Below are 14,354 nucleotides of genomic sequence, written 5' to 3' on the forward strand. Positions count from 1 at the left end.
CTTTCGGGGCCCCCCCCCGGGGCCCCCGCCGCTCAGCGGCCCCCCAACCACCTGTATGGCGCGGGGGCCGGCCCCCCCGGCCCCCCGGGGCCCCACGGCGAGGCGGGCGACGCTGGTGGTCCCCCGCTACGGCAGGCGGATCACGGTGATGACGCGTCCACCCGCGGCCGGTTGACGGAAGCTCAGCTCGCCGGCGGCTGCGGCGACTCAGGCGGCCCGGGCGCAGCCGGCGGTGCCGCGGGAGCGAACTTCCAGTTGTCGGGATTCTTCGGCGAATAGACCACCGGGAACAGCTGGCCGATGGTCGGCCATTGATTCACGTCCACGGCCATGCGCTGATACACGGCGTGCTCGTTGACGGTGGGCCCGTTGATCACGCCGGCGATGGTCACGAACTGCTCGCCGGTGGCGTCGGGCCGGGGGCTTATCCCCGTCACCAGCAGGGTGCCGCTCAGCAGCTCGCCGCGGGGGCCGCGCGGGACGAACCGCTGAACGAGGAACACCCCCAAGATCGCCACCAGCAGGAGCAGCAGTCCGAATTCCCACACGTGGCCATGGTAGGTCCGTGATAAGACTGCGTCATGAATCGCACCGGCGATCTGGCGCTGGCGCTCACGCTGGCCGACCGCGCAGACACGTTGACGTCCGGCCGCTTCGGCGCGCTGGACCTGCGCATCGACACCAAACCCGACCTGACGCCGGTGACCGACGCCGATCGCGCGGTGGAAACCGAACTGCGCGAGGCCCTCGGGCACGAACGGCCGGACGACAGCATCGTCGGCGAAGAATTCGGCGGCGACACCACCTTCACCGGGCGTCAATGGATCATCGACCCGATCGACGGCACCAAGAACTTCGTGCGCGGGGTGCCGGTGTGGGCCACCCTGATCGCGCTGCTGGAAGACGGTGTCCCCGTCGTCGGCGTCGTCAGCGCCCCGGCACTGCAGCGCCGGTGGTGGGCCGCGCACACCGAGGGCGCCTTCGTCACGGTCAACGGCGCACCCCCGCGTCGTCTCTCGGTTTCCTCAGTGGCACAACTGGATTCGGCCAGCCTGTCGTTCTCAAGCCTGTCCGGGTGGGCGCAGCTCGGCGTGCGGGACCGATTCATCGCGCTGACCGACGCGGTGTGGCGGGTGCGCGCCTTCGGCGACTTTCTGTCCTACTGCCTGCTCGCCGAAGGCGCGGTCGACATCGCCGCCGAACCGGAAGTGTCGGTGTGGGACCTCGCGGCGCTCGACATCCTGGTGCGTGAAGCGGGCGGGGTCCTGACCGCGTTGGACGGCACCGCGGGGCCCCATCACGGCAGCGCCGTGGCCACCAACGGCCTGCTGCAACAGCAGGTGCTCGGCAGCCTCTCGGCCCCGCCGGTGTGAATTAGTTAACAAGTGTTCTCTCTGATCTTACTCCGGAGTAAGATCGGAAAGAACCGCATTGCCCATCGACCTGAGGCTGCTGAAAAATGACCGGTTCCGGTTCCGAACAGACTTCAAAATCCGCCCGCTCGCGCGTCAAACGGCGCGACCACAAATCCGCGGTCGGGCTGCAACCACACAAACGCACCGGCGTCGACATCGCGATCGCGCTGATCACCCCGCTCGTCGGGCAGGAGTTCCTGGACAAGTACCAACTGCGTGACCCGCTCAACCGCGCCCTGCGCTATGGCACGAAGACCGTCTTCTCCACGGCCGCCACTTCGTCTCGCGAGTTCAAGCGAATCCAAAACCTGCGCGGCGGGCCGACTCGGCTCAAGTCCAGCGGCAAGGACTACTTCGACCTGACACCCGACGACGAGCAGAAGATGATCGTCGAGACGCTCGACGAATTCGCCGCGGAGGTGCTGCGGCCCGCCGCGCACGACGCCGACGAGGCGGCGACCTACCCGCACGAACTGATCAGCAAGGCCGCCGAACTGGGCATCACCGCGATCAACATCCCCGAGGATTTCGACGGCATCGCCGCGCACCGGTCCAGCGTGACCAATGTGCTTGTCGCCGAGGCGCTGGCCTACGGCGACATGGGTCTTGCGCTGCCGCTGCTGGCGCCGGGTGGCGTGGCCTCCACGCTGACCCACTGGGGCAGCGCGGATCAGCAGGCCACCTACCTGCCCGAGTTCGCCGGCGAGAACGTGCCCCAGGCGTGCGTGGCCATCGCCGAGCCCCAGCCGCTCTTCGACCCCACCCGGCTGAAGACCACCGCGGTGCGCACCCCGAGCGGGTACCGCCTCGACGGGGTGAAGTCGTTGGTCCCGGCCGCCGCCGACGCCGAGCTGTTCATCGTCGGCGCACAGCTGGACGGCAAGCCGGCCCTGTTCATCGTCGAGTCGTCGTCGAAAGGCCTTACCGTCAAAGCGGATCCGAGCATGGGGATTCGCGCGGCCGCCCTGGGCCACCTGGAACTGTCCGGCGTGACGGTGCCGCCCAGCGCCCGGCTTGGTGAGGACGAGGCGACCGACGAGGACTACTCCGAGGCGATCGCGCTGGCCCGTTTGGGCTGGGCGGCGCTGACGGTCGGCACCTCCCACGCGGTGCTCGACTACGTCGTTCCGTACGTCAAGGAGCGCGAGGCCTTCGGTGAGCCCATCGCTCACCGGCAGGCGGTGGCCTTCATGTGCGCCAACATCGCCATCGAATTGGACGGGCTGCGGCTGATCACCTGGCGCGGCGCCGCGCGGGCCGAGCAGGGCCTGCCGTTCGTCCGCGAGGCGGCCCTGGCCAAGCGACTCGGCGCCGACAAGGGCATGCAGATCGGCCTGGACGGCGTTCAGCTGCTCGGCGGCCACGGCTACACGAAAGAGCACCCGGTCGAACGCTGGTACCGCGACCTGCGGGCCATCGGCGTCGCCGAGGGCGTCGTCGTCATCTAAGTCGTTATCCAACCCGAACTGAAAGTTCAATCATGGCAATCAATCTGGAACTTCCCCGCAAGATGCAAGCGGTGACGACGAAGACGCATCAGGGCGCCGCCGAGTTGATGCGACCGATCGCCCGCAAGTACGACCTCAAGGAGCACGCCTACCCGGTAGAGCTGGACACGCTGTTCAGTCTCTTCGAAGGGGCCTCGGAGTCAATCGAATTCGCGGGTGCCAACGCCCTGGGCGGCGAGGACGAAGAACGGGACAAGAACCACAACGGTGCCAACATGGCCGCGCTGCTGCAGACGCTGGAAGCCAGCTGGGGCGACCTGGCGATGATGCTGTCCGTCCCCTACCAGGGGCTGGGGAACGCGGCCATCTCCGCCGTCGCCAACGAGGAGCAGCTGCAACGCCTGGGCAAGGTATGGGCGGCGATGGCCATCACCGAGCCCGGTTTCGGATCGGACTCGGCGGCCGTGTCGACGACCGCCACCCTGGACGGCGACGAGTACGTGATCAACGGCGAGAAGATCTTCGTCACCGCCGGCTCCCGCGCCACCCACATCGTGGTGTGGGCGACGCTCGACAAGTCACAGGGCCGCGCGGCGATCAAGTCGTTCGTCGTGCCGCGCGAGCACCCCGGTGTCACGGTCGAACGACTGGAGCACAAGCTCGGCATCAAGGGTTCCGACACCGCGGTCATCCGGTTCGACAACGCCCGCATCCCGAAGGAAAATCTGCTCGGCAACCCCGAAATCGAGGTGGGCAAGGGCTTTTCCGGAGTGATGGAGACCTTCGACAACACCCGGCCCATCGTTGCGGCGATGGCGGTCGGCGTCGGCCGCGCCGCGCTGGAGGAGATTCGCAAGATCCTCACCGAGGCCGGCGTGGAAATCTCCTACGACAAGCCCTCGCACGTGCAGAGCGCGGCGGCATCAGAGTTCTTGCGGATGGAAGCCGACTGGGAGGCCGCCTATCTGCTGTCGCTGCGCGCGGCGTGGCAGGCCGACAACAAGATTCCCAACTCCAAAGAAGCGTCGATGAGTAAGGCCAAGGCCGGCCGGATGGCTACCGACGTGACGCTGAAGACCGTCGAATTGGCAGGCACCGCAGGGTATTCCGAGCAGTTGCTGCTGGAGAAGTGGGCGCGCGACTCGAAGATCCTGGACATCTTCGAGGGCACGCAACAGATTCAGCAGCTGGTGGTCGCCCGCCGCCTGCTGGGCCTGTCCTCCTCCGAGCTCAAGTAGCGATCGCGGTCAGCCGCTCGCGGGCTTCGTCGTCCAATTCGATGGACGCGACGGCCATGTTCTCTTCCAGATGGCTCAACGACGAGGTACCGGGGATCAGCAGCACGTTGGGTGCCACGCTGAGCGTCCACGCCAACGCGACCTGAGCCGGTGTGCGCCCCAGCCGCTGCGCGATCTCCTGGACCACCGGGTGGCTGAGCACCGGGTTGGGCTGTATGAAGGCCGCACCGAGCGGGAAGAACGGGACGAAGGCAATCCCCCGCGCCTCGCATTCCTCGAGCACCGGCGCCGACTCCCGGTGCACCAAGTTGAATGCGTTTTGCACACAAGCGATCTCGGTGCGCCCCACGGCATGCAGCAGGTGCTCGCGGTTGACGTTGCTCAGCCCGACTCCGCCGATCAAGCCCCGGTCCCGGGCCTCGATCATGGCCGAGAGCTGGTCGTCGAACTCCTGGTCCGGGCCGTCGCTTTCGAACAGGCGCAGGTTCACCACCGCCAGTCGCTCGACACCGAGGCTGCGCAGGTTCGTTTCGATGTCGCGACTCAATTCGGCCGGCGCGCCGGCCGGCAGCCAGGCGCCCTTGTCGCCGCGGCGCCCGCCGACCTTGCTGACCAGTGCCAGGTTCTGCGGATAGGGATGCAGCGCGGCGCGAATGAGCTCGTTGGCGATGTCGGGTCCGTAAAATTGCGAGGTGTCGATGTGGTTGACGCCGAGCTCGACCGCCCGGCGCAGCACGGCCAGCGCCTCGTCGCGGTCGCGCGGCGGACCGAACGCGTTCGGCCCGGGCAACTGCATGGCCCCGAAGCCGACGCGGTTGACCGAAAACCCACCGAGTGGAAAGGGATCCATACGGTGAGGTTAGCGTCGAAGGATGGACACGTTTCACGCGCTCGTCGCGCGCCAAGATGGTGACCGGATAAGCGCGTCGGTCGAGACGCTGAGCCACTCCGACCTGCCACCCGGCGAGGTGACCATCCGGGTCCTCTATTCCAGCGTCAACTACAAAGACGCCCTGGCGCTGACGCCAGGTAGCGGCGTGGTGCGCGACTACCCGGTGGTCCCGGGCATCGACCTGACCGGAGAGGTCGTCGAGTCGACGTCGGCCGACTTCGCCGTCGGCGACCAGGTACTGGCGCACGGCTACGCGATCGGCACCGGCCACCACGGCGGCTACGCCGAATACGCACGCCTGCCGGCCGACCAGGTGGTGGCGCTCGGAGCGTTGACCCCGCACGAGGGCGCCGCCATCGGCACGGCGGGCTTCACCGCCGCGATGAGCGTGCAGGCGCTGATCGACTGGGGCATCACGCCCGACGCCGGTCCCATCGTCGTCACGGGGGCCACCGGCGGCGTCGGCTCGGTCAGCGTGGACCTGCTGGCGGCCGCCGGTTATCAGGTCGTCGCATCGAGCGGCAAAGCCGGGGCCACCGACCGGCTCAAAGCCCTTGGCGCCGCTGATGTTATCGGCCGGCTGCCCGCCGACCCCGACGCCAAGCCACGGCCCCTCGGCAAGGCACGCTGGGCGGGCGCAGTGGACTGTGTGGGCGGCGCGACGCTGGCCGACGTGCTCAGCACCGTCGAATACGGTGGCGCGGTGGCGGCCAGCGGCCTCACCGGGGGCCCGGCCCTGCACACCACGGTGCTGCCCTTCATCCTGCGCGGCGTCGCGTTGCTGGGCATGGACTCGGTGCTGATGCCGATTGGACCGCGGCGCGAATTGTGGTCCCGGCTCGGCGATTCGTTGCGGCCACGCCACCTCGACGCGCTGGTCAGCGACGTTGACGTGAAAGACGTCGTCGGTGTGATCGATCGGGTGCGGGCCGGCAAATTCTCCGGCCGGGCCGTGGTGCGGGTCGCGGGCGGATTTTGAGCGGCCAGTAGGCTCTGCTGGCATGCGCGCGGTACAGGTGACTCGGCTCGATGGTCCGGACGCGGTCGAGTTGACCGACATCGACGAACCGTCGGGCGACGGGGTCGTCGTCGACGTGCACGCCGCCGGTGTCGCCTTTCCGGACGCCCTACTCACCCGGGGCCTCTACCAATACCGCCCGGAGTTGCCGTTCGTGCTCGGCGCCGAGATCGCCGGCGTGGTCCGATCCGCCCCCGAAGGCGCGCACGTGCGCGCCGGCGACCGGGTCGTCGGCCTGACGATGCTGTCCGGCGGCATGGCCGAGGTCGCGGTGCTGGCCCCGGACCGGGTGTTCAAGCTGCCCGACAACGTGAGCTTCGAGGCGGGCGCCGGCCTGCTGTTCAACGACCTGACGGTGTACTTCGCGCTGGCCGTGCGGGGTCGGCTGCAGCGCGGCGAGACGGTTCTGGTGCACGGCGCGGCCGGAGGCATCGGGACGTCGGCGCTGCGGCTGGCGCCGGCGCTGGGCGCGTCCCGGACCATCGCCGTGGTCAGCACGCAGGACAAGGCCGACATCGCGACGGCCGCCGGCGCGACGGATGTGGTGCTGGCCGACGGATTCAAGGACGCGGTGAAGGAGCTGACCCACGGTCGTGGCGTCGACATCGTCGTCGACCCGGTCGGCGGCGACCGGTTCACCGATTCGCTGCGCTCGCTGACACCGGGCGGGCGGCTGCTGGTCGTCGGGTTCACTGGCGGCGAGATTCCCACCGTCAAGGTAAACCGGTTGCTGCTCAACAACGTTGACGTGGTCGGCGTGGGTTGGGGCGCCTGGGCGGGGACGCATCCGGGCGCGCTGGACGAGCAGTGGGCCGGACTCGAGCGATTGCTCACCTCCGGGGAGCTGGCCCCGCCCGAGCCGGTGACCTACCCGCTGGAAGAAGCCGGGACCGCCGTCGCCTCCCTGGAGAACCGCAGCGCCAAGGGAAAGGTCGTGCTGCGCGTTCGCGGTTAGCAGCCTGGCCCCGGCCCCCTCGGTCGCGACACATAAACGTCGGCGAGGACACGCCGCAGCGGTGCGCAATGGATTATGTCTCGCGACAGCCCTTGTGCGGCACAAAAAGAGAAAGTAATGTCACTTTCAGTTTTGTCCGCGCCCGAGCCGGGGGTCACCCATGGAATCCTTTGTGCACCTGCGAAAAGGCCGAACGCCGCGCCGCCTGCACGCCGACCTCGAAGGCCTCAAGGACGACGAGTTGGGCCGAGGCGGATTCACCGGTCGCACCGCCAACCTGTACCGGCGCCACGACCCCACCGCCTACCGGTCGGTCGGCCCGCTGCGGCCCATCGACGTGCTGTCCAGCGAGCTCAAACCCAGCGACGCCACCGCCGCCGACGGTGGACCACTGCTGATGTTCAGCAACGACGACTGCCGAATCCTCTTGAGCCGCCGCCACGAGCCGATGCCGTTCTTCGTCCGTCACGTCGACGGCGACCTGCTGTGCTTCGTGCATCAGGGCAGCGGCCTGGCCCAGACCGAATTCGGACCGCTGCGCTACCGCGAGGGCGACTGGCTGTACATCCCGAAGGCGTGCACCTGGCGCCACTTGCCTGACAGCGCAACGACGATGCTGATGATCGAGGCCACCGACGAGTTCCGAGTGCCGCCGCCCGGCGCGCTGGGCCGGCACTTCCCCTTCGACCCGTCGCAGGTCGTCATCCCCGAGCCGGCGCCGGTCGACGACGCCGACGGCGAATTCGAGGTTCGGCTCATCCACGAGGGCGGCCCGACAACGCTGTTCTACCAACACAATCCGCTCGACGTCGAGGGCTGGCGCGGGGACAACTTCGCGTTCACGTTCAACATCGCCGACTACAACGTGGTCACCTCCGACAGTGTCCACCTGCCCCCGACGGTGCACCTTTTCATGCAGGCCACCGGCGTCTACGTGATGAACTTCCTGCCCAAGCCCGCCGAGGGGATCCCGGGCACCGAACGCACACCGTGGTATCACCGCAACGTCGACTACGACGAGATCGCCTTCTTCCACGGCGGCTCGTTGTACGGCATCCCGATGCCTCCCGGTTTGATTTCCCATGCGCCGCAAGGCGTTCACCACGGCGCACCGGAGAAGGCCCGCGAACGTGCGCGCCGCAAATTCGACGACTACTCCCGCGTCGACTGGCAGGTGATCGCCATCGACACGCGCCGGCGGCTCACCCCGTCGGCAGACGTACTGGCCCACGACCTAGGACAACACTGATGACGCAAGCGCAAGCCGCGAAACCCAAGAAGTTCGAGTACGACCGGATCCCCTATCTCGTTGCCTTCCAGAACAATTCCGGGGTGCGGGACGTCTACGGAGGGCTGGCCGAGATCACCGTGCTGGAAAGCTACCTACTCAAGCCGAAGGACAGGCCGTCGGACACGGTGCTGGTCTTCATGCACCCCATCGGCGGCGGCGCCTACCTGCCGATGATCAACGCGCTGGCGCGGGCCGGCCATCACGTCATCTACTGCAACAGCCGCTTCCGCGGCACCGACTCGGCGCTGTTGATGGAGAAGGTGGTCGAGGATCTCGGCGAGTGCATCAAGGACGCCAAGAAGCGGCTGGGCTACCAGAAGGTGGTGCTGGCGGGGTGGAGCGGCGGCGGTTCGCTGTCGGTGTTCTACCAGCAGCAGGCGCAGAATCCCACCATCACCTCCAGCCCGACCGGTGACGGCCCCGACCTGACCAAGCTCGACCTGCCCGCGGCCGACGGCATCATGCTGCTGGCCGCCCACATCAGTCGGCACGGCACGCTGACCGAATGGCTGGACGCGTCGATCCTCGACGAATCCGATCCCACCAAGCGCGATCCCGAGCTGGACCTGTACAACCCCGACAACCCCAATCAGCCGCCCTACAGCCAAGAATTCCTGGACCGCTACCGGCAGGCGCAGATCGACCGCAACCGCCGCATCACCGCGTGGGTCAAGGACAAGTTGGCCGCGTTGAAGGCGTCGGGGCGCCCCGACGCAGATGTTGCCGAGTTCGGTTTCGTCGTGCACGGCACCATGGCCGACCCGCGCTGGCTGGACCCGGCCGTCGATCCCAACGAACGCGTCCCCGGCACCTGCTATCTGGGGGATCCTCAGGTGGTGAACATGAGCCCGGTCGGGCTGGCCCGGTTCTCCACCTTGCGCGGCTGGCTGTCGCAGTGGAGCTACGACGACGCCCGCGGCGACGCGGTGGCCTGCGGACCCGACATCGCGATCCCCGCGCTGGTGATCGGTAACCTGGCGGACGACGCCTGCACGCCCAGCCACACCCGGCGGCTGTTCCAGGCGATCGGACACGAGGACAAGGAAATGCACGAAATCCCCGGTGCCACACACTATTACGCGGGCCCCGACCAGCGCGACGCGCTGCGGGCAGCGGTCACAATTGTCACGGACTGGCTGGTGCGGCACGATTTCGCGAGCGCCGAATGACTTCCGCCGGCGACGATGCAGAGCGCAGCGATGAGGAGGAGCGGCGCATCGATGTGACCGGCCCCCTGGACGGCGTTCGGGTGCTCGAACTGGGCACCCTGATCGCCGGGCCCTTCGCCGGGCGGCTGCTCGGCGACATGGGCGCCGACGTCATCAAGGTGGAACTGCCCAAGGCCCCGGACCCGCTGCGCACCTGGGGTCAGGCCGAACTCGCCGGGCAGCATGTCTTCTGGACGGTGCACGCGCGCAACAAGAGGGCGATCACCCTCGACCTGCGCCATCCCCGTGGGCGGGCCCTGTTCTGTGACCTCGTCGAGAAGTCCGACATCGTGGTGGAGAACTTCCGTCCGGGCACCCTGGAAAAGTGGAACCTGGGTTACGACGTGCTCAGCGAACGCAATCCGGGCATCATCCTGGTCCGGGTGTCCGGCTACGGGCAGACCGGACCGGACGCCACCAAGGCCGGCTACGCGTCGGTCGCCGAGGCGGTCAGCGGGCTGCGCCACCTCAACGGTTTTCCGGGCGGTCCGCCGCCCCGGCTGGCGCTCTCGCTCGGCGACAGCCTGGCCGGCATGTTCGGCGCCCAGGGTGCGCTGGCCGCGCTGTACCGGCGCGGCGTCACCGGGCGCGGGCAGGTGGTCGACGTCGCCCTGACCGAATCATGCTTGGCCGTACAGGAATCCACCATCCCCGACTATGACGTCGGCGGGGTGGTGCGCGGGCCGTCGGGCACCAGGCTGGAGGGCATCGCCCCGTCCAACATCTACCGCAGTGCCGACGGCTCGTGGGTGGTGATCGCCGCCAACCAGGACACCGTCTTCGCCCGGCTGTGCAAGGCGATGGGCCGACCGGAACTGGCCACCGACGACCGGTTCGCCACGCATGTCGCGCGGGGACGCAATCAAGACGAACTCGACAACGTCATCGGCGCCTGGGCCGCGGAACGCCAGCCCGGCGAGATCATCGAAACCCTCTCCGCCGCAGGCGTGATCGCGGGGCCGATCAACACCGTCGCCGAGGTGGTCAACGACCCGCAGCTACGGGCGCGCGGCATGCTGGTGGAGCACTACGACGAGCGGGTGGGGCGCAACGTGTTGGGCCCGGGCATCGTGCCGATGCTCTCGGAATCTCCGGGGCAGGTCCGCAACGCCGGCCCCGCACGCCCGGGCCAGCACAACGACGACGTCTTCATCGGGCTGCTGGGCAAGACGGCCGAGGAGCTCGACGGGCTGCGCGCCGAGGAGGTGCTATGACATACGTCCAGATTCGTGAGGTGGCGCTGCGCGACGGCCTGCAGATCGAAGCGCCAATTCCGTTGGCGGCCAAGCTTGAACTGCTGGCCGCGGTGGCGGCCACCGGCGTTCGCGAGGTAGAGGTCACCGCGTTCGTCTCCCCCACCAAGGTGCCGTCGATGGCCGATGCCGCCGAGCTGGCCGCCCACCTGCACAACTACCCCGACATCGAATTCTCGGCCCTGGTGGCCAGCCCTAACGGCGCCAAGCGGGCCGTCGCCGCGGGGCTGCGCTCCATCGAATACGTGGTGGCCGCCGACGACACCTTCAGTAAGGCCAACGTCGGGCGCACCAGCACCGAGGCCACCAACCAGATCGACGAGATCGTCGCCATCGCGCACGGCGGCCCCAGCCCCCCGGTCACCGTCGAAGTCGTCATCGCCACCGCCTGGGACTCACCGTTCGAAGGCCCCACCCCGCCCCAGCGGGTGCTCGAGATCGCCGCGGCCGCCCGCGACCGCGGTGCCGACCGCCTGTCGATCGCCGACACCATCGGCACCACCACCCCGGGCCGGGTGAAATCGCTGATCGCACAACTGAACCCGGTGATCGGCGACCTCCCGCTGGGCGGGCATTTCCACAACACCCGCGGCTCCGGCCTGGCCAGCGCCTACGCCGCGGTCAGCTCCGGGGTGACCCGGCTGGACGCCTCGGTCGGCGGCCTGGGTGGCTGCCCCTTCGCGCCGGGCGCCACCGGCAACATCGCCACCGAGGATCTCGTCTACCTGCTGCGCGACAGCGGCATCGACGTGGACGTCGACCTGCAGGCCGCCATCGCCGCGGCCGGGGTGGCGAAGTCAGTGGTGGGACACGACCTGCCGAGCGCCCTGCTGCGCGCCGGCGACCGGATGCGGAACTGATGTCCGCCCCGGAGGCGAACCGCGAGCTGACCGCCAAAGGCCGCCAGACCAGACAGGCCATCGAGCAGGCGGCCCGAAAGCTGTTCGCCGAACGGGGTTTTCACGGCACCACCCTGGCCGACATCACGTCGGCCGCGGGAAAATCGCCGGCGGTGTTCTACCGGTACTTCACCGACAAGGAAGACCTGCTGGCTGCGCTCGCGGAATCGTTCCTGCACGAGGTCGTCACGCCGTCGGGACTCAGCGTCCACCTGCCGGACTCTCCCCCGCAAGCGGGAGGTGCCCCCACCGAGGACGACAACTTTTTTACTTCGGTGGTCACCGGCTACTGGAACATGTTCAAGCAGAACATCGGCATCATGATCGCCGTGGCCCAGCTGGCCGCCACCCAGCAGCGCTTCGCGGCCGTACAGAACGAATTCCGGCGGTTCGGAGTGGATCTCGTCGCGGCCTCGGTGCGCCGCGCCCAGGATCAGGGCTACGGCGCCGAGCTGCATCCCGAGCACACCGCGGCCGCCATCGCGTTGCTGTTCGAGAACTTCACTACCGTGTTCGTCGGACCGTCCGGGCCGGCGGGCCTCGGGGAGATCAGCGACGAGGACGCCATCGCGACCTTGGCAACCATCTGGAAGAAAACCCTGTACGGCGGCCCCAGGAGATCTTAGGAGAAGACGTGGATTTCACTCTGCCAGAGCACCTCCCGGGCGTGCTCGCCGAGATGGACGAGTTCATCGAGACCGAGATCAAGCCGCTGGAACGCGACAACATGCAGTACTTCGACCAGCGCCGCGAGCACGCGCGCACCGATTGGGACAACGACGGGATCCCGACGCGCGAATGGGAGGATCTGCTCTCCGAGATGCGCCGCCGAGCCGACAGGGCCGGCTGGCTGCGCTACGGCCTGCCGGCCGCGCTGGGCGGTCGCGACGGCAGCAATGTCGACATGGCGGTCATCCGGGAACACCTGGCGCACAAGGGGCTTGGCCTGCACAACGACCTGCAGAACGAATCGTCGATCGTCGGGAACTTCCCGCAGGTGATCATGATGGAGCGGTTCGGCACCGACGAGCAACGAAAGGAGTGGTCGGAGGCGCTGATCACCGGGGAGCGGTCCATGGCGTTCGGCCTGACCGAGCCGCAACACGGATCGGATGCCACCTGGCTGGAGACGCGCGCCGAACGCGACGGCGACAGCTGGGTGATCAACGGCTCCAAGCGGTTCAACACCGGCGTGCACCGGGCAACCCACGACCTGGTCTTCGCGCGCACCTCCGGCGAGCCGGGGGCCGCGTTCGGCATCACCGCGTTTTTGGTGCCCACCGATTCGCCCGGCTTCAACGTGCCCTATTACTGGTGGACCTTCAACATGCCGACCGACCACGGCGAAGTCGAGTTGACCGATGTTCGAATTCCCGCCGACGCGGTGCTCGGCGAGGTGGACCGCGGCCTCGAAGTCGCACAAACCTTCCTGCACGAGAACCGGATTCGGCAGGCAGCGAGCAGCCTGGGCGCGGCCCAGTACTGTATCGACCGCGCCGCCGAATACGCGGCGAGCCGAAAGGTGTTCGGCAAGCCGCTGTCGGTGAACCAGGCCGTGCAGTGGCCGCTGGCCGAACTGCAGACCGAGGCGCAGATGGTGCGGCTGCTGGTGCAATATGCCGCCTGGCACCTGGACCGCGACCACCACATGGAGGTCTCCGACAAGGTCTCGATGGCGAACTATCGCGCCAACCGGCTGGTCTGCGACGCCGCCGACCGCGCCATGCAGGTCTACGGCGGCCTCGGTTACAGCCGGCACGAGCAGTTCGAACACATCTACCGCCATCACCGTCGCTACCGGATCACCGAGGGCGCAGAGGAAATTCAGATTCGCCGGGTGGCGCAGCGACTGTTCAAATTCGGCAAGAAGTGATGGACAGCGACGAGTCGGCGGAACTGCGCACCAAACTGGCCGGGGTGCTCACGGCGGCCATCGGCGCCGACACCGCGGTCGACAACCTGCGCGCGCTCACCGGTGGCGCCAGCAGAACCACCTGGGCGTTCGACGCCGTCATCAACGCGCAGCGTCGTGCGCTGATCCTGCGCACCGGCCCACCCGACGATGTGCATGCCGGCATGGAGCTGGAAGCCAGGACGCAGGCCGCCGCGGCGGCCGCCGGCGCGCCGGTCCCACACGTGCTGATCGCCGACAATTCGCCTGCCGCACTGGGCAATCCGTATTTGATCTGTGACGAGATCAAGGGCGAGACCATCGTGCGCCGCATCCAGCGTCAGCTCGACGGCGCCGACGGACACGCCTCCCGTACCCGACTGCTGCAGCAATGCGCGCAGGCGATAGCCGCTATCCACCGCGCCGACACGGACATTCCGGACCTGAACCACGAGGACCAGCTCGCCGAATGGCGCCAGCGCCTCGACGACATGGGCGACACCACCGCGACATTCGAATGGGGGTTCCGCTGGCTGGCCGCCCACCGCCCCCCGCCCTCGCCGGCGGTGTTGGTGCACGGCGACTTTCGGATGGGCAACCTCATCGTCGACGGGTCCAACCTGGCCGCGGTGCTGGACTGGGAGCTGGTACACGTCGGGCAGGCCCACGAAGACCTGGCGTGGTTCTGCATCCGGGCCTGGCGATTCGGCGCCGCGGCCAGCCTCGGGGCGGGCGGCCTGGGCAGCGTCGAAAGCTTCCTGCGCGCCTACGAGCAGGCCAGCGCGACTACCGTCGACCGGGTGGCGTTTCACTGGTGGCTGGTGCTGGCCACCTTGCGCTGGGGTG

Annotated in this window: 14 protein-coding genes; 12 read left to right on the forward strand and 2 right to left on the reverse strand. The window is 68.3% G+C overall.

Translation table 11 applies throughout. From position 1 onward, the window contains the following. Positions 1-182: 182 nt before the first annotated feature. Entirely contained in the window at positions 183-548 is a 366-nt protein-coding gene (locus tag ACYQ8K_RS27125) for a hypothetical protein (protein ID WP_459973996.1), read from the reverse strand. Between the two features lie 33 nt (positions 549-581). On the opposite strand from ACYQ8K_RS27125, the gene hisN reads away from it, so the two are divergent. The 3 genes from hisN (at position 582) to ACYQ8K_RS27140 (ending at position 4,101) form a co-directional block, all read left to right on the forward strand. Beyond that, on the forward strand, positions 582-1,373 hold the full coding sequence (gene hisN / locus ACYQ8K_RS27130; protein WP_459973998.1) for a histidinol-phosphatase: 792 nt from the start codon (positions 582-584) through the stop codon (positions 1,371-1,373). A gap of 86 nt (positions 1,374-1,459) precedes the next feature. Beyond that, entirely contained in the window at positions 1,460-2,863 is a 1,404-nt protein-coding gene (locus tag ACYQ8K_RS27135) for an acyl-CoA dehydrogenase family protein (RefSeq protein ID WP_459974000.1), read from the forward strand. A gap of 32 nt (positions 2,864-2,895) precedes the next feature. Further along, positions 2,896-4,101, forward strand: coding sequence for an acyl-CoA dehydrogenase family protein (locus ACYQ8K_RS27140; RefSeq protein WP_459974002.1), 1,206 nt, complete (start codon positions 2,896-2,898; stop codon positions 4,099-4,101). On the opposite strand, the gene ACYQ8K_RS27145 is transcribed toward ACYQ8K_RS27140, so the two are convergent. Next, complete coding sequence (locus tag ACYQ8K_RS27145; protein ID WP_459974004.1) at positions 4,094-4,951, reverse strand: oxidoreductase; 858 nt, start codon at positions 4,949-4,951, stop codon at positions 4,094-4,096. The genes ACYQ8K_RS27140 and ACYQ8K_RS27145 overlap by 8 nt on opposite strands. Positions 4,952-4,973: 22 nt before the next feature. Here ACYQ8K_RS27145 and ACYQ8K_RS27150 point away from each other — a divergent pair, with 22 nt between their 5' ends. The 9 genes from ACYQ8K_RS27150 to ACYQ8K_RS27190 all read left to right on the forward strand — a co-directional run. Then, positions 4,974-5,972, forward strand: a complete 999-nt coding sequence (locus tag ACYQ8K_RS27150) for an acrylyl-CoA reductase family protein (protein ID WP_459974006.1) — start codon at positions 4,974-4,976, stop codon at positions 5,970-5,972. 22 nt (positions 5,973-5,994) lie between these two features. Next, positions 5,995-6,966, forward strand: coding sequence for an NADPH:quinone oxidoreductase family protein (locus ACYQ8K_RS27155; protein WP_459974008.1), 972 nt, complete (start codon positions 5,995-5,997; stop codon positions 6,964-6,966). A gap of 160 nt (positions 6,967-7,126) precedes the next feature. Then, entirely contained in the window at positions 7,127-8,215 is a 1,089-nt protein-coding gene (locus ACYQ8K_RS27160; RefSeq protein ID WP_459974010.1) for a homogentisate 1,2-dioxygenase, read from the forward strand. Next, complete coding sequence (locus tag ACYQ8K_RS27165) at positions 8,215-9,426, forward strand: alpha/beta hydrolase family protein (protein ID WP_459974012.1); 1,212 nt, start codon at positions 8,215-8,217, stop codon at positions 9,424-9,426. Before ACYQ8K_RS27160 ends, ACYQ8K_RS27165 begins: the two co-directional genes overlap by 1 nt. After that, complete coding sequence (locus tag ACYQ8K_RS27170; RefSeq protein WP_459974013.1) at positions 9,423-10,679, forward strand: CaiB/BaiF CoA transferase family protein; 1,257 nt, start codon at positions 9,423-9,425, stop codon at positions 10,677-10,679. The genes ACYQ8K_RS27165 and ACYQ8K_RS27170 overlap by 4 nt, the downstream gene beginning before the upstream one ends. Then, positions 10,676-11,578: a hydroxymethylglutaryl-CoA lyase gene (locus tag ACYQ8K_RS27175; RefSeq protein WP_459974015.1), complete on the forward strand. Its 903-nt coding sequence runs from the start codon at positions 10,676-10,678 to the stop codon at positions 11,576-11,578. The genes ACYQ8K_RS27170 and ACYQ8K_RS27175 overlap by 4 nt, the downstream gene beginning before the upstream one ends. Next, complete coding sequence (locus ACYQ8K_RS27180) at positions 11,578-12,243, forward strand: TetR/AcrR family transcriptional regulator (RefSeq protein ID WP_459974017.1); 666 nt, start codon at positions 11,578-11,580, stop codon at positions 12,241-12,243. Before ACYQ8K_RS27175 ends, ACYQ8K_RS27180 begins: the two co-directional genes overlap by 1 nt. An 8-nt stretch (positions 12,244-12,251) precedes the next feature. After that, complete coding sequence (locus tag ACYQ8K_RS27185) at positions 12,252-13,490, forward strand: acyl-CoA dehydrogenase family protein (protein ID WP_459974019.1); 1,239 nt, start codon at positions 12,252-12,254, stop codon at positions 13,488-13,490. After that, positions 13,490-14,354: phosphotransferase family protein (locus ACYQ8K_RS27190; RefSeq protein ID WP_459974021.1), on the forward strand; the 865-nt coding region annotated here is incomplete at its 3' end. The genes ACYQ8K_RS27185 and ACYQ8K_RS27190, both read left to right, overlap by 1 nt.

Source organism: Mycobacterium sp. MUNTM1, from assembly GCF_054660795.1.